Raw genomic sequence first — 19,048 nt, forward strand, 5'->3', positions numbered from 1 at the left:
GTGGATTTCCGAGAGCCATCCAGGTCAGAGGCCGGTCGTTACCACGACCCGAGGATTGCTCCGCTTCTTCTGGTTGGCAGAGGAGCGGAGAGCCGGCGTGGTCGTTGTCTGCAGGGGGATGCTCACTTGAGTTGACGCGGCGCCCGCTTTCTTCGAACCCTTGGGAGCGGTGGGACTGGTGCTGGAGGCCAGTTGTGCCTTCTGGACGGCGGTTGCCGTTGTCGGGATATCGCCCGTCAGTCCCCACTGCCGGCCATAGGTGATAACGGGGCCGCCGACCCCCGCGATGTACCACTTGCCATTGGAGGGCCGGAAGACCGCCAGGTCGGCCTTGCCGTCGCCACTGAAGTCGCCGGTCGAAGGGATGTCGCCCGTCAGGCCCCACTGCTGGCCGTACGCGATCACCGGGCCGGTGATCGACTGGATGTACCATTGGCTATTCGAGGGCCGGAAGACGGCCAGGTCGTCCTTGCCGTCGCCATTGAAGTCGCCGGGGATGGGGATATCCTCGCTCAACCCCCACCTCGCACCGTTCACGAGTATCTGACCATCCACGGTCCGGATGTACCAATTTCCGTTGGAGGGCCGGAGGACGGCCAGGTCGGCCTGGCCGTCGCCATCGAAATCGCCGACCTCGGGCTTGTCGCCGGCGAGTCCCCACTGCTGGCCGTACATGAGCACCTGGCCGGTCGTGGTGTAGATGTACCAACTGCTGATGGAGGGCCGGAAGACGGCCAGGTCGTCCTTGCCGTCGCCGTCGAAGTCGCCGGTCGAGGGGATGTCGCCCGTCAGCCCCCACTGCTGGCCGAACAGGAGCACCTGGCCGGTCGCGGTGTAGACGTACCACTTGCCGTTGGAGGGCCGGAAGACGGCCAGGTCGTCCTTGCCGTCGCCGTCGTAGTCTCCGGGGACGGGGATGTCGCCGGGCAATCCCCACTGCTGGGCGTTGGTGACGATGACTCCGCCAATCGTGGCGTCGTACCAGGTCCCGGTGGAGGGTCGGAAGACGGACAGATCGGACGTCGGCAGTGCCTCGGATTTGTTGTAGGCGACGGAATAGCCGTAGAGGGTGTCGTAAATGTAGGAGCGATACTCGACGCCGGTCAGATTCATCTTGAGCACATAAGTCTGGGTGCCGTCGGGGAGCACCTCGATCGTCCGCTGTGTGAATCCGGAGGTGAAATCGAGGCTCCCGTTGGGGAGGAGCTGCGCGCTCCCCAGGGCGCCGGCGTATTCGCCCAGGTCGGCGTTGACCTTCAGCGTCGCCTGCATCGTCTTCTCGTCGAGGACGAGCACCTGTCCGCGGCTATGGGCCTCCGGGTCGGTACTTTGGCGGGTGTTCCCGTTATCGAAGAGCATCACCGTCGTGTCGTTGATGTAGTGCGCGTCGTGCTGGTGGGTGAACCAGGGGGATGGGTCCGAGGAATTGATGGTGAAATCCCCGCCCTGCCCCAGCCGCCAGACGACGTGGCCGTCGCCGGCCCCATTGGCGTAATCGATCTTGATCACCCAGTCCTGGGAACGCATGGAGACCAGCAGATCCCCGTCCGCGGGCGACCAGGCGACGGCGTTGGTGTGCATCCAGTCGATCGGGCCCTCGCCCAGGGTGGGGAGGCGGTTGGTATCGAGATGGGTGAAAGGATCCCAGACCCAAGTCACCTGGAAGTTCTGGTCCAGGACGATCACCATGTCGCCATTGTATTCGGTGGGCGTGCCGTTGAGGTTGACGGTCCGCGGGGACGTGCCGAGTATCGCGGTGTCGCCGTTGGGCAGGCGCTGGGCCTCGTGGTGGATGTTCGTGATCGGGTGCTGTCCCAGCGAGGCCAACTCGGCGTTGATCGCACCCGTGTTCGTCTCGCGCAGGGTGTTGCCGGCCAGATCGACCTCACGCAACGAGCCGGTGTAGCCGCCGGTCAGGATCGCGTCGCCGCCTAGCATGAGTACCGTACCGCCCGGCACGAGCCTCGGGGCATAGTTGAGGAAGTCGTTGGCCACCGAGTCGTAGTACCAGACGATGTTGCCCGCCCGGTCCGTCGCCAGGGTCCCGATGGTGTTGGGCTGGGTCGCGATCCCCACGTGGAAGACCAGGTCCTGGGTCGGGTCAACCTCGGGCGTGGGCGCCTGCTCCACGGCGAAGGTGGGGAAAGTCACGTTCGTCGGCAGGGAGCCGGTCTGGAACGTCAGGGGGGCGGAGATCGTCCCGTTGTCCTGGACGTGCCTCATGAGATAGGTCGTGTTCGGCAGCAGCCCGGCCACGAGGAAGTTGGTGCTCTTGCCCGGCACGATGGCCAGCGGGGAGGTCGATTGCCAGGATGGGTTGGGCCCCATCGGACTGAATTCGACGTACATCGAACTGCCGGAGGTCGGGGGCGCGCTGTACAGGGCGACCAGCGGGTTGGGCGTACCGCTGATCGTCGCGACGGATCCGAGGACCAGCGAAGTCGCTTCGTACGAGGCGCTCGCGGATTCGCCGGTCGTGGCGACGAAGCCGTTTTTGACGGTCACCTGGATCTCGTAGCTTCCCTCCTGCATGGGATTCCAGGTGAAGCTGTTGCTGGTGCTGAAGTCGCGCACGACCCGGGACGTGCCGGCGGATTGCACGCGGAACTGGTAGACAGGGGTCGCGCCGTGTCCGTCGGTCGTGGCCGTCCAGACGACCGGCGATCCCACCGAAGGGACGGCCGGACCGCTATCGCTCAGGGTGACCGACAGGAGGCAACGAACCTCGAGGGGCTTGCATCGCGGCCGGTAGATCCGCGACCGCCGAGCCGGGGCTTGCCTGGGATTCACCTGTCGGGAGATGGCCGAGGGAGGGTGCCACATCGGATAGGTTCCTTGAAAGGGATTGATGAGCCTGGTCGCTCCAGCTCGGCAATTCGGGATGATCGGGATGGCCGTTAATTTCGCGTCCTCGACTCCTCCAAGGTCCCATGCTCACGCATGAGGACCGGCCCGCATCTCCTGTCTCGGTATAAAGATGGCGGTGGAAACATAGCAGGTAAAATTAGGGAGAAAAATGTGAAATCCAGACATGCGAATTTTGTGGTCAACGGGATGAGGAATAACGTGAACCTTGCAGGTTCGTCGCACAATCGAGATATTGTCCCCAGTCGGCCTGTCTTTGCCAAGTCTCGCATTTGATCATGCCGGGACTTATGAGCTGGATCAAGAGCCGAGCGATCTTTTGGGAGGCAGAATCGTTGCCGGAGGCTGGAGGTCGGGCTCGGCCTGCGACCCCGTTTCGCCCCCGGCAGCGATGTCCACTTGCTCGCTCGGCGGTGACTTGCCCAGAATGCTCCGTCGCGCATCGGCGGCGAAACGCCAACCCCCGAGGTCCTTCATGAAAGCCAACCCGGTCAAGAAAGCCTTGCGTGAAGGGAAGCCCCAGGTCGGCACCTGGCTCTCTCTGGGCAGCGTGGTCGCCGCTCGGTTCCTGGCGCGGACGGGGCTCCCTTGGCTGACGGTCGATATCGAGCACACTCATACCGATATCAACACCGCCGCCCAGATGTTCGGCGCGATCGCCGATGCCGGGTGCGTCCCCCTGGCCCGGATCTCGGCGGGCCGTCACGACCTGATCAAGTCGGTCCTCGACTGCGGGGCGATGGGGATCGTGGCCCCGATGGTCATGGACCCCGCCGAGGCCAGGATGATCGTCGAGGCCACCAAGTATCCGCCCCGGGGGAATCGCTCGGTCGGCGGGGGGATGCACGCCCTGAACTATGGCGCGACGCCCGAGGAATATTACGCCCGGGCCGATGACGAGATCCTGGTCGTGATCCAGACCGAGCACATCGCCGCCGTCGAGTGCGCCGACGAAACCTATGCCGTCCCCGGCATCGACGCCGTCTTCGTCGGGCCGAACGACCTGGCCGCCTCGCTCCGAGGACCCGACGGCTCGCCCCCCTCGAAGGCGCTCCAGGAAGCGACCCTGACCCGGATTCGCGAGGCCTGTGCCCGGCAGAAGGTCGCCAGCGGCCTGCATGTCTTCTCGATCGAGGATGCCCAACGCCGGCTGGCCGAAGGCTGGCAATTCGTCGCGGTCAACAGCGAGCTGAAGTTCATGGTCACGGGAGCCGTCGAGGTCGCCAAGGCCTTCGCTCCCGACCCCTCGGGCGCGGACCTGGCCAAGTATTGATCGAGGGCTCGTGACGTCATGGCTGTCGTGTTGATCGGGACGCTGGACACCAAAGGGCGCGAGCTCGGCCTCGTCCGCGACATCCTCCGGGGCCGAGGGATCGAGACTCTGGTCGTCGACGCGGGCTCGCAAGGGCCCCCGACGACCCGGCCCGAGATCTCCCGCGAGGAGGTCTTCCGACGCGCGGGGATCTCGGTGGGATCGCTCCGGGACCGGGGCGAGGCGGTCTCGAAGGCCGCCGAGGGAGTCGCCGCGGTCGTGGCCGAACTCCACCGGGAGGGCCGGGTCGAGGGGGTCTTCGGGCTCGGGGGCTCGGCGGGCACGGTGATCGGGACCTCGGCGATGCGAGCCTTACCCTTCGGCGTGCCGAAGGTGATGGTCAGCACGCTCGCCAGCGGCCAGACCCGGCCTTACGTGGGCGGGTCGGATATCGCCATGTTCTACCCCGTCGCCGACCTGGCCGGATTGAACCGATTGACCCGGACGGCGCTCTCCAACGCGGCCCACGCCCTGGCCGGGATGGTCCTGGCTCCGAAGGTGGTCGAGCCTCCGGGCGCGAGCAAGCCGGCGGTCGCGGCCACGATGTTCGGCGTGACCACACCTTGCGTGGACCGGGCCCGCCAGGGGCTCGAAGCCCAGGGTTGCGAGGTCCTCGTCTTCCACGCCACGGGAATCGGCGGGCAGTCGATGGAGGGCCTGATCCGAGATGGCGAGGTCGACGCGGTGCTCGACCTGACCACGACCGAACTGGCCGATGAACTGGTGGGCGGGACCCTCTCAGCGGGGCCGGATCGGCTGGAGGCGGCCGTTTGCCGCGGTATCCCCCAGGTCATCAGCGTCGGCGCGCTCGACATGGTGAACTTCGGGCCGATGGACTCGGTCCCCGAGCGGTTCCGCGGTCGGAAGTTCCACCGGCACAACGCATCGGTCACGCTGATGAGGACCACTCCCGAGGAGAACGACCGGATCGGCCGGAGGATCGGCGAGGTCCTGGCAAGGGCGAGCGTCCCGACCGTCGTCCTCCTGCCGATGGGCGGAGTCTCCGCGATCGACGCACCCGGCCAGCCGTTCCACGACCCCGAGGCCGACTCGGCCCTGTTCCGTGCGATCCACGAATCGCTGGACGACCATCCCCTGGTCACGGTGGTCGACCGTGCTCACCACATCAACGACCCCGAGTTCGCCGACCAGGCGGCGTTCCTCCTGCGTGTCCTGATGACCCCCGACCCCCAGCCCGAGGCCCCTCGACGATGAACACGAAGTCCCGGTCCGAGATCCTCCAGGGGTTCCGCGAGAAGATCGCCCAGGGTCGACCGATCATCGGCGGGGGCGCGGGGATCGGCCTGACGGCCAAGCTGGCCGAGGCCGGCGGGATCGACCTGATCATCATCTACAATTCCGGGCGGTTCCGGATGGCGGGACGCGGGAGCCTGGCGGGCCTGATGCCTTACGGCGACGCCAACGCGATCGTCATGGAGATGGCCCGCGAGGTCCTCCCGGTGGTCGACCACACCCCGGTCCTGGCCGGGGTCTGCGCCACCGACCCGTTCCGGATCATGTCGCGGTTCCTGAAAGAAGTGCGCGACGCCGGATTCGCCGGGGTCCAGAACTTCCCGACGGTCGGGCTCGTGGACGGCAAGTTCCGGCAGGGCCTCGAAGAGACGGGGATGGGATATGAGCGCGAGGTCGACATGATTGCTCAAGCTCGCGCAATGGATCTCCTCACATGCCCCTATGTCCACGATGAATCCGAGGCTCGCGCGATGGCCCGGGCCGGGGCCGATATCCTGGTGCCCCACGTCGGCCTGACGACCAAGGGGATGATCGGCGCGAAGACTGCACCCGATCTCGCGGAAGCGGCCGCGCGCGTCCAGGCGATGGCCGACGCGGCGTTCGAGGTCCGGCCCGATGTCCTGGTCCTCTGCCACGGAGGGCCGATCGCCGAGCCCTCCGACGTGGCCGAGGTCTTCCGGCTCACCCGGGGGATCGCCGGGTTCTTCGGGGCCAGCAGCGTCGAACGGCTCCCGACCGAGCCGGCCATCGTCGCCCAGGTCAGGGCCTTCGGCGAACTCCGCCCGCCCTCGGCTCGCTGAAGCGATCGGGGATCAGTACGGCCGACGTGCCTCCTCGTCGAACTCTTCCCACCACTCCACGTCGCTCCGATCCGGTTCGTCTCCGGATCGGGGGTCTAGTTCAGATCCTCGATTTTCTTCGACATGCACTGTCACAATCGCCCGACCCTCGGGTAGATATCCGGGGAGTTGCAGGCAGACGTAGCGGTCGGCGGCCACGAAGATCTCGGTCCGGTAACGCATGCGGTATGGGCCTTCGAGTGCGGATTTAGTCGCGGCCGGGCGGGGATCAGCCCCCGCTCGATTCGTCGCCCCCGAGTCCGGCGCGGCCGCGGACCAGGGTCCGCGTCCGGCCCTCCTGGACCGTGACCCCTTGATGGTTCACCAGCCGACGATGCCAGGTGACCACGGCGCGTCGGCCTCGGCCCTTGGGCTGGATCGACTCGATACGCGAGACGACCCGGATCGTGTCGCCGAAGCCGATCGGCTGGAGGAACTTCCACTCCACGATTTCGAGGAACGCCAGGGTATCGACCCGGGGCGAGTGAGAGGCCAGGCCGCTGGAGATCGACAGCCCGAGAAGCCCATGAGCGACCGGGCGACCGAAGGCACCAAGCCTCGCCGATTCGTGGTCCACATGGATCGGATTGAAGTCGCCGGAGAGCCCGGCGAATCCGACGACGTCGGATTCGGTGACGGTTCGCGATGGGCTCTCCCACTCGTCGCCCGGTTCGAGATCGTCGAAGGTCAATGATTGGGGGGAATGCTTGGACACCGGAATGGGCCCTGGTCTCAGAAATCCTTAATGGTGCATCTTGTGAACTGTGACCGTTTCGAGAACAATTTCGGAATGAATTGTGCTAGTTATTGACCGGGTCGTCAACCCAAGGACGCCACGTGGGCGCCCCCTGAAGCCTGATGATGCGCAGGCTGAGAGCCTATTTTGCGGGTGAGGGGGATCGTAGCGGTTATGTCAGCCGTGTCATCCCGAGGAGAGGGTTCGTATGAATCGGCCTTTCAAGATCCTCGTCGCCGACGACGAAAAGCCGGTAGCCGCCGGCCTGCACGGCCAGCTCGATGCATTGGGATATGATGTGGTCGCTGTGGTCCATGACGGTCACCACGCCATCGACGTCTGCCGCCGGACGCTACCCGATTTAGTTTTGATGGATATCGAAATGCCCGGCCTGGATGGGCTCTCGGCAGCCCGACAGATCGCCCGAGATCCCGGGACTCCCGTGATCATCCTGACCGCTCACGGTCATCCCAACCTGATCGAACAGGCCGTCGAAGGCGGGGTCGTGCATTACCTGCTCAAGCCGGTGACCAGCCCCAGCCTCCACGCCGCGATCCAGGTCGCCGTGGCTCGTTCTCGCGAGGTGAAGACCCTGCGAGAGAACGTCAATACCCTCGAACTGACCCTCCGGGAACGGAAGGTGATCGAGCGGGCCAAGGGGATCTTGATGACTCGCCGGAATATGACCGAGCCCGAAGCGTTCCGGTTCCTCCAGCGGCAGAGCCAGGATCGAAGGATGCCGATGGCCAAGCTGGCCGACTCGATCGTCCAGGCTGACGAGCTCCTCGACCCGCCCACCGGCCTCTGATCGGCCTCGGCTTCCCCCCCTCACCTTGGCCATATAATCACCCCCGCAAGATTAATGCTGCTGATCCTGCCTCGGTACTTGACCCGGCCGGTCCTCCTTGGGTAAGGTCAAATTGTTCCGTCAAGACTGTTTCCCGAAATACACTTTCCCCGATTGAAGCAGGGAGGCCAGCAACTCGCCGGCGCCCCTGCCGCCCGACGGGAGCGGAGGAACCAGGTTCCTATCCGACCGTCGGGGTAATCAATCCGGGGATGGCCAACTCACTGGGAGACCTGGCATGACCACGCATGAGGCAGGGTCGGACATCCGGCGAACGGATCGAATCATCCACGAGTCCGGCCTCGCCGAACAAATCGAAGGTCAGATCGAACGTCGGGCCAGCGGCCGGATCCGCGACCTCCACGTCGTTTGCTCCGAGGAACAGATCATCCTCACGGGACGCTCGAGGACCTATCACGCCAAGCAACTGGCGCAACAGGTCGTGCTCGATTTCACGGATGGCCACCATGCCCTGGCCAACGAGATCGTGGTGGGCTGCTGAGTTCGTCGCGCCGGCGAGAGCCGATGACGATCCTGCCTGCCTCGATTTGGGACGGACCTGATTCTCGATCCAGGAAGGATAATGCGACATGGATGCCGGGACCGAACATCCCCAACTTCGGCCGATCCTGGCCAACCTGAGCCGGGAGATCTGTCGCCCCCTGGACTCGCTCCGCGACGGACTCGAACGGTTTCTGGAAGGCGCGGATCGACCGATCTCCGACGCCGAACGGGCCCAGGCTCGGACGATGCTGTCGCTCTGCGACGATCTGGGTTTGCTCACTCGCGAGCGGCTCGGCGGGTCGCCGAACTTGCCTCGAAATTGACGAGAGGTCAGTGAATTGCCGGCTCGACGCAGAGTCGAAGCGTGGTCCCCTCGCCCGGGGCGCTCCGGAGCGATAGGGTGCCCTTGTGTCGCCTCCAGATCCCGTTGGCGATGCTCAGGCCAACCCCGATATGCCCGGACTTGGTCGTGAAGAAGGGCTCGACGGCGCGTTCCAGGACCTCGGGTTCCATGCCGTGGCCGGAGTCGCGGATTTCCAGCGCCACCCAGCCTCGAGCGTCGAGCGAGGTCGAGATCGCGATCTCGATCGGCCGCCCATCCGCAGCCTCCAGGGCATTGATCACGACTTCGTCGAGCATCGACCGAATCTGGGCGGCCTGGCCTCGAATCGGCGGGATGGGGGCTGCGTCGACCGACCAGCTAATCCCGGCGATCTTCTCGTTTCGCTTCCGATCGACGAAATCGGCGACCAGGCGGTCGAGCTCGACGTATTCGTCGCCGATGTTGGTGATCGGACGCGTGTAGTCGATCAACCGGCGGGCCACCGAAGCGGCGTCCATGGCCGTGGTGATGATCATGTTCGCCAGGACGGACGGGTCGACCGGCGGGTTCATCGCCATTTTGAGGCGGAGGATCTCGGCGTTACTGACGACCGCGCTGAAGGCGTTGATCACGTGGTGGCCAACGGCCGAAGCGAGATGACCCAGGTCGTTCAGATTCTCTTGGGCCTCGGTCGGATCGATCTCTTGCATGGCCGTCCTCTGTCGTCCGTCGCCCGCGAAGGAGCGGGCGCCCTCGGATTCAGCGGATGATCCGGGCTTCAATCCAATCGGCGTGATCCTGGACATCCCCCCGCTCACCGAACTCGGTGATCAGGATCAGGAGCCTGGCACCAGTGAGGTCGACGTCGACGGGTCGGGGTGTCTCCCCATGTGACATCGGCGGCGACGTGTAAACTTCATGATTGTCCGCCCGAATTTTGAAGACCACATTTCCCAGCGGGCCCGCCCGGTCGTCCAGGCCGACCGTCGATTGGAACCGCTTCGAGCCGGGGGGGATCTTGTAGGCCAGGAGCGTCCGGCTTTGCGTGCCCAGGCCCCGGTCGAATGGCTGGCCCCCCAGTCGGAGCGACTCCCCCGCGACGTTGGCATTCCGCCGATAAGGTCGAGTCGGTCCGATATAAGGTTCATATTGCGTGCCGTCGGCCTCGCGATCCGAAAGATAGACCACCGAGGCGTCGAGCACGTGGACCTTCGCCAGTTCCCCGACCGGCAGGCGGATCTCGGCCCCGAAGCGGGTCCGGGCGATCACATGGCCCTGCTCCATCCGGACGTCGGTCACCCCGAGCCTCGACCCGTCGACCGTGGTCAGCTCGAAGTACGGCCCGGCCGGCTTCGGGTAATTCACCTGCGCGGGCTCGAATCCCAGGGCGACGATCCCGGATCGGTCGAGCTCGACCTTGCCGGTGGCGGGCTGGAATGCGAGCTTCTTGTCGGTCATCCCCGCGAAGAGGCCGGGGAGCCGATCGCCATTGGCGAGCCAGATCAGGTCGGCCTCCCGGGGCTCGGCCCGGACCCGCGCGACCAGGGCGTCGACGGCATCCGGCTCGGCCGGTGGCGCCAGGATCAGGCCGAGGATCGAATCGATGGGAATCGCCAGGTTCCCCAGCGCGAACTGCTGGATATCCAGGTTGAACTGGCCAACCGGCCCGATCACGCTTCGGGCCAGCCGATCGCCGTCGGGGAAGAGGACCAGTCCTCCTTCGGTGGTCATCGGGGCGGAGGACCCTTCACGCGTCAGCTTGACCAGCCCTTCGATCGGGATGGTCTGATCCGCGGCGTCCGACCTGGCGAGCACCAGGCCCGACTTCAGTCCGAGTTGTCGGATCTGCCCGGAGACCGTCGATCCATCGGTCCGGAGTGCGTTGAAGACCGGATCCGAGGGGATGGAAATCGGGGTGACCGCCGGGCGATCGCCGACGAACTCGCGGGCCGGAGTCACGGGGCCGGCTGCCAGCCCGAGCGTCAGGGTCATCATCCAGAGGAATGGCATCGAGGTGGCGACCCTTCCTGTCATCGTTGGAAGATCGGCAAGTAGTTGTTGGGCATCTGGAGGATGATCAGGGCCATCGATGTACCGTACTCGTGGCAGATCGAGTCCTGCCAGAAGCCGGCCGGGAGCTGCCGGCGGACCAGCTCGTCGCGGATCGCGGGATACCAGGCGTCCCAGTCCTCACCCCCTCGGATCCACATGGCCTGGGCCGCGTAGTAATGGCCGTAGTAGTAGTGGCTGTAACGCTGGCCGAACTTGATCTCGGGCATGAACTGCTTGAGGTACTCGATCCCCCGCTTGATCTCGTCGGCATCGTAGATCGCCGCGCTGTAGAGCGCGACGACCCCGGCGGCCGACCTGGGGAAGGCGCTGGCACCTCCCTGGATCATGTAGCGGAATCCGCCGTCGGCATTCTGCGACTGCTTGACGTACCGGATGCAGGCGTCGACCGTCTCCTTGGGGACGAACAGCCCGGCGTTTCGGGCGGCCCGAAGGGCGTTGATCTGGCAGATCGTCACCGAGAGGTCGGCATCCCTCCGGACCGGCTGGTAGCGCCAGCCCCCTTCGTTGTTCTGGGTGTCGATGATCAGCCGGATGGCGTTGGTCAGCTTCTCCCGGATCTCGGGCTTGCGGGTCATCCCGTAGGCTTCGGCGAGGAAGAGGGCCCCGAAGCCGTGCGAGTACATCGGGCCGTGCGTCCCGGCGTTGGCGACGGCGATGAAGCCCGAGGGCGCGGTGTTATCCATCACGTACTGGAGGGCCTTGTCGATTTGCGCCCCGTAGGGCCCTCGTCCGGGGCTCGACCCGCTGGCCATGAAGGCCAGTCCGGCCAGGCTGGTCACGGCGATGTTGCCCCGGTAGGCCCCCGAGCCATATGAGCCGTCGGAGTTCTGGGCCTTGCCGAGCCACTCCAACCCCGACTCGATGGCGCGATCGGTCTCGGGGGTGACCTGCTCGGCCGCGTGTTCGGGGACGTCGCCGCGTCGCGGTTCGCCGAAGCCGCCTTGCTCCTTCTGCGGGGCGACAGCCTCTTGCGCGAACGTAGAAAGGCTCGCGGCGAGCCAGGCCATCGAGGCGATCAGGGCGACTTGCCCCATCCTTCGGGCGTCGGTAGTCGTCATCGGCTTCACTCCTCCCGGCTGGTGGACTTCTTGCCCAGCGACAGGTAATAGAGCCGGATCAGGTCGGTCCGGGTTGGCAGGGGGTGTTCGTTCAGGACGTTGGCCATCTCGTCGCGGAACTGCGAGGGGAGCTGGCCCCAGATTTCCTTGGCGATCTCGGTGGGGAGCTGGGGCGTCTTGGGCTTCTCGGGCCGGGAGGGGTTGGCCCCCTGGGCCATCGCCCCGGGTTGGTTCTGCTCCTGGCCCGGTTGTGTCCCCGGCTTCTTCCCCGCGCGGATCATCTTCATGCCCTGCGACTGGCTCGGGGCGTTCTTGAGCTGCTCGATGAGCGATTCGAGGTTCTTGACGATCTCGGCCTGCTTCTTCCGGGTCTCTTCGCCGGTGTCGGGCTGGCCCAGACGCTCCTCGACGTCGCGCATTTCCTTGATGACCTGGCCGAGCGGGCCGCTGCCTTCCTCGTCCTTGTTGCGATCCTTCTTGGGCTTTTCCTTCTTGCCGGTCAGTTCTTCGAGGAGCTTGTCCAGATCCTTGTCGTCACCCCCCAGCCCGTCGGGCTTGGGCTGATCGGGCGAGGGCGGCATGGGGTCGCCGCCGGGGGCTCCGGGCTTCTTGTCGTCGGGGGCGGGGGCGTCCTTGGTCTGGCCGAGCCCTTCGAGGAGCTTGTCGAGCGACTCATCCGTGGGGGCGACGGTCGCCGGGTCCTTCTCCTTGTCCTTGTCGGCGTCCCTGGCCTTGTCGCCGGGCTCGGGCAGGTCGAGCTTTTCGAGGAGCTTTTCGAGCCCCTCGTCCTTCGGGCCGGGATCCTGGGCCCGGCCCGGGTCGGACCAGCCGATGATCAGGGAGGCGGCCGTCAGGGTCGTCGCGATCCACGAACGCGCGAGGGTCATGATCATTCCTCCCCGTCGTCTTTCTTGGGCTTGGTGAGGTCGCGGACGATGTCAGCCAGGGTTCCCTGGTCCTCGTGGAGCTTGTCGAGTGCGGCGGTCTGCTCGGGGTCGAGCTCCTTCTGGCGTCGTCGGAGTTCGTCGAAGGAATCGGTCCGTTCGTTGATTTCTTCCTGGAGGAGCTTGAGCATCTTGATCTGCGCCGAGGCCGGGATGCCGTCGCCCCCCTGGGGGCTCCCCCCCTGCCCTCCGCCGCCCTGTTGCTGCTGCCCCTGCCCGCCCTTGGGTTTGTCGGGCTTGAGCGAGTCGATGAGCTGCTGGAACCGGCCGGCGGCACGCTTCTCGGCCTGGACGGTGGCCTCGTCGGTCTTGAGGGCCTGCAATCGCTGGGCCGCGTCTTCCATCCCCTCGGCGGCCTTCTTGAGGGTCAGGTTGAAGACGGGCGCCCCTTCGCCGAGCCGGTCGATCAGCTCGCTCGCCTCGTCCTTCAAGCCGGCCTGGACCCGCCCGAGGTCGCGGACCCCGGTCCGCTGGGCCAGCGAGAGCCGGTCCTGGTTCTCCTGGCGGAGCTGCTCGTAGCGGTTGGTCTCCTCGACCATCTTGGCCTGCCGCTCGCCGATCGACTTGAGGGCGTCGCCCATCTTGGCGATCTGCTCCATGGCCAGTTGTTCCTCGGCCTCTTTCCGGGCCTCGGCCACCTCTTCCTGGGCCTGCTTGAGGTCCTGGAGGGCTTCCTCTTCCTCGCCTTCGGCCTCTTCGCCCTGGTCTTGCTCCATGTCCTGCCCGGCCTTGGCCATCGATTCGGCCGCCTTCTGCCCGGCCTTGGCCCCGGCCTCATTGTTGAGCTTGGCGAGCTTCTGGAGCTGCTTCTTCAGCTCCTCCTCGATCCGCTTCTGCTCCTTGGCGAGTTGCTTGAGCTGGTCGGCCCGCTTCTTGGGGTCGGCCTCTTGCCGGGCCTGCTGGGTCTTCTTGAGGTTGGCGGCCTGCTCGGCCCGGAGCTTCTTGAGCCCGGCCTCGGCGGCCTTGAGTTCGGCGACCAGCCTGGAGAGTTCGCGCTCGCGACGGTTCTCGATCTCATCCAGCATCTTCTTGAGGTCATTCCGGGCCTGGGCCTGACCCTCCTGGGCCTGGCCCATCTGGTTCTTCTCCAGTTGCTCGGCCGCCTCTGCCATCTTGGCGGCGGTGGCCTCCTTGCGGGTCGCCTCGGCGGCGTCCTTGAGGGCCCGAGAGGTCAGCGGGTCGGAATCCTCGAGCTTCTTGCCCATCTCGTCGAGCTTGCCTTCGAGCTTGCTCAGCCCCTCGGCGATTTCCTTCTGGCGGGCGGCGAGGTTTTCCAGCTCGGCCTTCTGCTCGGGCGTCAGGGCATCCTGCGACTTGCCCATCAGCTCGGGCTTGCCGGCCGCCTCGGCCGACTCCTTCATCGCCTGTTCCTGCTGGCCGAGCAGTTCCTTGGCGTCCTTGACGGCGCTCCGGACGGTGTCGAACTGGCTCAACTCGCCCAGCATGTTCTCAAGCTCGTCGACGATCGCCTTCTGGTTCTTCTCGGCCTCGGCCAGGGCTTGCTTGGGGGCCTGGCCCTGATCCTGGGAAGGCTCGCCCGGCTTCGAGGCCTCGGGCTTCGAGGCACCCTCGGGCTTTCCGCCCTCGGAGGCTTCACCTTTGGAGGCTTCTCCCTTGGAAGCTTCGCCCTTGGAGGCTTCACCCTTGGAGGCCTCACCTTTTGAAGCTTCGCCCTTGGAGGCTTCACCCTTGGAGGCTTCACCCTTGGAGGCTTCACCCTTGCTGGGATCCTGGGCCTTGGGCTGGCTGCCGGCCGGATCTTTCGAGGGCGGGGTTGCTTTTCCGTCGGATTGGGAGGGATCTCCCTGGGGCGGCTTCGAGGAGTCGCTTGCCCCGGCGGGGTCGAGCGACTTGTTCGCGTCGGAGAGTGCTTTCTCGGCCGGGCCGAGATTCCGGTCCTTGATCCGCTGGACGGCCTCGTCGAGCCGGGCCATCTGGCGGTCGACGTCGGGGTTCTCGGCCTTGAAGTCGCGGGTGTCTTGCTGGAACTGGCGGATCTTCTGTTCCAGCCCGTCGGCGCGGTTCGAGATCCGGTTATTGACCTGGCGCTGGACGATCTCGGCGTTCTTGACCTGGTCGCGGACGGGCTCGGGAAGTTTGTCGGTCTTCGAGAGGGTCCGGAGCGCGTCATCGACCGGGGCCTTGGCCTGCTTCTGGATCGCGAGGACCCGGTCGGCCTCCTCGCGGATGGCCCGGAGCTGGTCCTCGCGCTGGCGGTCGAGTTCCTCCTTGGAGACGATTCGGAGCCTGATCTCGCGGCTCCGGCCGATGTTCGGCCCTTTCAGATTGTCGAAGTCGCGGGCCTCGGCGTAGAGGGTGATCACCGAACCGGGTTGGAGATCGGGGAGGGTCGAGAGATCCCACCGATAGCGGACCTCCTGGCGTCGGACCGGGCCGGTTTCCCCATGGGGCTCGGGGGCGGCCCAGAGCGGCAGGATCGTCTCCCCGGCGGGCTCGGATTGTCCCGAGGCCACCTTGTAGACGAGTCGGACGAGCTGGAGGCCGAAGTCGTCGTCGATGGTGAACTGGAGCGGGACGGTCGCGGCGGGCGGCACGTCCCGGTCGTTGGTCGGTTCATCGACCGAGACCCTCGGGGCCTCGTCCCGAGTCACGCGGACGTCGAACCGGACGGCTTCCTGGCCGGTGAATCCCTCGGTGTCCTTCAACTCGACCCAGAACGGCTGGGATTCCTTGGCGACGAACGCGGTGGAGATCGCCGTGCCGCCGTCGGAGATCGCCACGGGTTCCGGGGCCGGGGCATCTCCGCGTCGGAGCGTGGCCGAGGCGATGGGCTTGTTGGCCCTCGCGGTCAACTCGACCCGTGTCCCTTCGACCACGCGGACCTGGGTGTTGCCGACGGCCAGCTCCTGCGGCCTCAAGGCGGTATATTCCGGCGCGACCACCCGGACGACGGGCGATTCCAGGACCGGCGGCGGGACCACCTCGACCGCCCAGGGGCGGGTCACGTCGTCGCCCGCCTCGACGGAGAACGTGAACGGCTGGGCGACCGATTCCAGGCGACCCCGGAAGGTGTTGTCATCGGTCGGTCGGAGCAATTCGGTGGTCGTTTCTCCATCGGGATAGCGATAGGTGACGCGGGCCGTGGAGGGCATCCGCTCACCCGGCCCGATCCCGACGGCCAGCGCGAAGGGCATCCCGCGGGCCAGCTTCTTCGGGGTGTCGGCACTCACGGTCAGGTGAGTCGACCGGGGCCAGGCTTCGGGCCCGAACGGCCGGAAGAGGCGACGGAGGGCGATCCCACTGAGGGCCGGCTCGACCGCGACCACCGCGCCCATCAGGGTCAGGATCGCGAAGGCCCAGCCGGCCGCCTTCCAGGATGACCGAGGGTCCACCACCTGGCGGAAGTCGATCGACTCGACCTCGGCCAGCGTCTGCTCGACCGTCGCGTCTCGGAGCGCCTGCGAGCCGAGCTGTTCGTCGTGCCCCCGATCCGACCGGAGGAACTGGACGGTGCTGGCCAGCCGATCGTTCAGGCCCGGCCAGCGCTCCTCGATCCGGAGGGCGATGTCGAGATCGGCGAACTTCACGACCAGCGGGAGGATCACGCGCCGGATCGTCAACCAGGCCCCGAGCCCGATCACCCCGATCAGGAGGATCAGCCGGAGTTCGGGCGCGAGGTGGATCAGCCAGTCGGCCAGGCATGCCACGAGGATGGCCGCGGTCAGCCCGAAGGCCAGACGACTCAGGCCGTGGAGCGCCAGGAGTCGACGGACCTGGCCTCGCAATGAGGCAAGCCGAGCTTCGATGGGACCACGCATCGAGGGACTCTCCCGCCTGGTCCGGCCAGGCTCAAAGCGACCTCCGGACGGCTCTTGCCCGCCCGAACTCCCCAATCGTTCACTATACCATCTGCGCACGTTTCCTGAGAACCCACTCAGCCACCAGCAAGGTCAGGAAGAGGGCCAGCACCGGCCAGGTGTTCCAGAGCGGAATCGGCGGGTCGGTGTCCAGCGGAACCTGTTGCGGTCTGGGTAGATCGGACAGGAGAGTCCCCGCGTCGAAGGGGGTGTAGAACTTGCCGCCCGAGGTCGTCGCGGCCCGGACCAGCTCGGGCTCGTTCATGTGGGTCTCCTCTCGCTCGCCGGCCGGCGGGTCGACCCCGAATGTGGTCGACGGCAGGCCGCCTTCCAGGACCGGCGGCGGCAGGAGCCTGACCTCATATTCCCCTTCAACGGCCTGCGGGATCACTCCTTCGAATAAATTTCGGGTCCCCGCCGACGATTTCAGCGTCATCCGCCTCGATCCGTGCCCTTTCCGTTCGACCTCGACGGTGACCTCGCCGGTCGCCGGGGCGTCGGCGGGGTTGGGGAAGCGGACCTTGACCTCGATCGGCTGACTCCGGAGATACCTCCGGCGCTCGGTCTGGATCTCGGCCTTCTTCTGGCCGAGGATCTTGGAGCGGGCCAGGAACCGGATGGTCTGGGTCCAGAACCGGCCGAAGTAGCGGTCGCCCACCCGCCATCGCCATCGCCAGGTGTCGTCCACGGCGTGGAACATCGACTTCCCCGCCCCGACGATCTGATAGACCATCAAGGGGAGCGGGCCTTCGGAGCCGGTGATCTTGGGATGCTCGGCCAGGACCACGGCCGCCGGTTTCTTGCGGGGGGTCTCCATGTACCACTGGAGTTCGGGCAGGGTGGACCAGATCCGGGCGCTGGTGACCTCGTCGTCGCCGAACCGGAAGATCGGGTTGGATCTCCCTTCGACGGTCAGGGTCGGCCGGAAGCTGGTGATCGTCCCGGCCACGGCCACGGGGTCGCGGGCCTCGGCCAGCTCGATGGGCAGGAGGAGTTCCAGGGGGGTTCCTCGGTAGCGAAGCGGGTCGTAATTGGCTCCCGCTACAAAGAGAACGCCGCCACCTTTCTCGGTGACGAATTCGGCGAGGTTCTCCATCTGAGAGGTGCTGAGGAACCCCGGATCGACGTCGCCCAGGATCACCGCGTCGTAGGCGAACAGGTCGTCCTTCGAGGATGGGAACGTGGGCAAGGCGGCCTGATCCTGGTTGCTATACTGGGGGTCGGACGCCTGGAGGACCACGTTCAGGTCGATGGTCCGCTCGCGGTCGAGGAAGGTCTTGAGATAGCGGAATTCGTAGCGAGGTTCGCTGTCGACGTAGAGGACCTTGAGCTTCTCCTCGCGGACGTTGATCGTCTTCTCGATCCGATTATTGGCGACGGTCAACTCGCGAGGGCGGGTCTCGACCTCGACGATGTAGGTGATCTGCCCGGTCTCGCGGGGGCGGTGGCCGATCTCGATCCGCATCGGCTGGCCGTCCGGGGGGGCGGTGACCTGGATCGTCTCCAGGTCCTTGGTGGCGTTGGGGTCGGCCGATGTGGGGGTCTTCTGCTTGAGCTTGACGGTCAGGCCCTGCTTGGCGAACCCTCGCGAGGTCAGCTTGGGCTGGAACCGGACCAGGTCATCGACGAAGACCACGTCGTCGACCAGCAGCTCGGAAAGCTCGATGTCGCGAGGCGGCTCGGGGTCGCCCAGGCCGATCGGGTAGAGCGGGACGCCCTTCCTGGCGGCGAAATCGGCGGCCCTGGCCACGGTCTCCCCCTCGGTCGTCTGGCCGTCGGTCAGCAGGACGATCGCGGTGGGCGGGACGCCCCGGAGTTCGGTCAGGACCTGCCGGATCCCCGTCCCCAGCCGGGATTGCTCGCCCGACGCCTCGACCTTCTTGAGCTTCTCCAGCGCGGGCGCCACCTGCTCGGGCTTGTCGATCTCGGCCAGCGGCCGGGCGGCGGTCGAGACGAGGTAGAGGCGGACCCGGTGTTTCTTCTGGAGTTCTCGGAGGATCGCCCCGTCGCGCTGGGCCAGGAGCCCCTGGGCCAGCGTGAGCCGGTCGGCCTCGGGATGCCCGACGACCTGGGCCAACTCGGCCGCGGTGGCCTTGTTCGCGGCGTCGGCGTACTGGTCGACGATCTGCTGGCTGGCCGAGTCGTCGACCATGATCACGAAGTAAGGAAGCCCCGTCCGGTCGACCGAGAGCACGGCCTCCGAGAGCATGAACAGGGCCAGCAGGACCAGCGAGATCCGCAGGCCCGCCAGGAACATCTTGAACGGCATCGAGGCCGCGCCTTCTCGGCGATAGAGGAAGATGATCAGCGCGGCACACCCGATCACGACCAGGATGGTCGGTCCCTGGGGGAGCGGCTGCTCGGGCCGGATGTGCAAGTCGAACGACTCGCCCACGCCGGCCGGCATCACACCCAATCGATCGGCCAAGCGTCGGAGCAACCAGTCCATCGAGTTCCCGTCCAGTGGCTAGTGTTC

Annotated in this window: 15 protein-coding genes; 6 read left to right on the forward strand and 9 right to left on the reverse strand. The window is 66.2% G+C overall.

Annotated features, from left to right (window positions below; genetic code table 11):
* Positions 1–24 precede the first annotated feature (24 nt).
* Positions 25–2,823, reverse strand: coding sequence for an aryl-sulfate sulfotransferase (locus P12x_RS15645; protein WP_435005234.1), 2,799 nt, complete (start codon positions 2,821–2,823; stop codon positions 25–27).
* A gap of 517 nt (positions 2,824–3,340) precedes the next feature.
* Between P12x_RS15645 and P12x_RS15650 the strand changes: the two genes are divergently transcribed.
* From P12x_RS15650 to P12x_RS15660, 3 genes are read left to right on the forward strand one after another with little or no spacing between them, the layout of a single operon-like run.
* Positions 3,341–4,138, forward strand: a complete 798-nt coding sequence (locus P12x_RS15650) for an HpcH/HpaI aldolase family protein (protein ID WP_435005235.1) — start codon at positions 3,341–3,343, stop codon at positions 4,136–4,138.
* Between the two features lie 18 nt (positions 4,139–4,156).
* Positions 4,157–5,392, forward strand: coding sequence for a Tm-1-like ATP-binding domain-containing protein (locus P12x_RS15655; RefSeq protein WP_435005236.1), 1,236 nt, complete (start codon positions 4,157–4,159; stop codon positions 5,390–5,392).
* Entirely contained in the window at positions 5,389–6,231 is an 843-nt protein-coding gene (locus tag P12x_RS15660) for a phosphoenolpyruvate hydrolase family protein (RefSeq protein ID WP_435005237.1), read from the forward strand. Before P12x_RS15655 ends, P12x_RS15660 begins: the two co-directional genes overlap by 4 nt.
* Before the next feature lie 12 nt (positions 6,232–6,243).
* On the opposite strand, the gene P12x_RS15665 is transcribed toward P12x_RS15660, so the two are convergent.
* Both P12x_RS15665 and P12x_RS15670 read right to left on the reverse strand, forming a co-directional pair.
* A complete protein-coding gene (locus P12x_RS15665; RefSeq protein WP_435005238.1) occupies positions 6,244–6,453 on the reverse strand; it encodes a hypothetical protein in 210 nt (69 codons plus the stop codon).
* A 46-nt stretch (positions 6,454–6,499) separates the two neighbouring features.
* Positions 6,500–6,985 (reverse strand): MaoC family dehydratase, encoded by a 486-nt coding sequence (locus P12x_RS15670; protein ID WP_435005239.1) that lies wholly within the window; start codon positions 6,983–6,985, stop codon positions 6,500–6,502.
* A 229-nt stretch (positions 6,986–7,214) separates the two neighbouring features.
* Here P12x_RS15670 and P12x_RS15675 point away from each other — a divergent pair, with 229 nt between their 5' ends.
* From P12x_RS15675 to P12x_RS15685, 3 genes are all read left to right on the forward strand, one after another.
* The gene (locus tag P12x_RS15675; RefSeq protein ID WP_435005240.1) at positions 7,215–7,814 is read left to right on the forward strand and encodes an ANTAR domain-containing response regulator; all 600 of its coding nucleotides are present in this window, start codon (positions 7,215–7,217) and stop codon (positions 7,812–7,814) included.
* Positions 7,815–8,091: 277 nt separating this feature from the next.
* Positions 8,092–8,355 (forward strand): hypothetical protein, encoded by a 264-nt coding sequence (locus P12x_RS15680; RefSeq protein ID WP_435005241.1) that lies wholly within the window; start codon positions 8,092–8,094, stop codon positions 8,353–8,355.
* Between the two features lie 88 nt (positions 8,356–8,443).
* Positions 8,444–8,680, forward strand: coding sequence for a hypothetical protein (locus P12x_RS15685; protein WP_435005242.1), 237 nt, complete (start codon positions 8,444–8,446; stop codon positions 8,678–8,680).
* Between the two features lie 7 nt (positions 8,681–8,687).
* Here P12x_RS15685 and P12x_RS15690 read toward each other — a convergent pair whose 3' ends face one another.
* The 6 genes from P12x_RS15690 to P12x_RS15715 form a co-directional block, all read right to left on the reverse strand.
* On the reverse strand, positions 8,688–9,389 hold the full coding sequence (locus P12x_RS15690) for a sensor histidine kinase (protein WP_435005243.1): 702 nt from the start codon (positions 9,387–9,389) through the stop codon (positions 8,688–8,690).
* Between the two features lie 49 nt (positions 9,390–9,438).
* Positions 9,439–10,713 carry an NPCBM/NEW2 domain-containing protein gene (locus P12x_RS15695; protein ID WP_435005244.1) on the reverse strand — a complete coding sequence of 425 codons (1,275 nt, stop codon included), beginning with the start codon at positions 10,711–10,713 and terminating at the stop codon, positions 9,439–9,441.
* Entirely contained in the window at positions 10,710–11,810 is a 1,101-nt protein-coding gene (locus tag P12x_RS15700) for a prenyltransferase/squalene oxidase repeat-containing protein (RefSeq protein ID WP_435005245.1), read from the reverse strand. Before P12x_RS15700 ends, P12x_RS15695 begins: the two co-directional genes overlap by 4 nt.
* Before the next feature lie 5 nt (positions 11,811–11,815).
* A complete protein-coding gene (locus P12x_RS15705; protein ID WP_435005246.1) occupies positions 11,816–12,697 on the reverse strand; it encodes a hypothetical protein in 882 nt (293 codons plus the stop codon).
* Positions 12,698–12,699: 2 nt separating this feature from the next.
* Entirely contained in the window at positions 12,700–16,533 is a 3,834-nt protein-coding gene (locus tag P12x_RS15710) for a DUF4175 family protein (protein WP_435005247.1), read from the reverse strand.
* A gap of 82 nt (positions 16,534–16,615) precedes the next feature.
* Complete coding sequence (locus P12x_RS15715) at positions 16,616–19,021, reverse strand: VWA domain-containing protein (protein ID WP_435005248.1); 2,406 nt, start codon at positions 19,019–19,021, stop codon at positions 16,616–16,618.
* Positions 19,022–19,048 lie beyond the last annotated feature (27 nt).

Origin of the sequence: Tundrisphaera lichenicola, from assembly GCF_051175385.1 — a bacterium.
Lineage (GTDB): Bacteria > Planctomycetota > Planctomycetia > Isosphaerales > Isosphaeraceae > Tundrisphaera > Tundrisphaera lichenicola.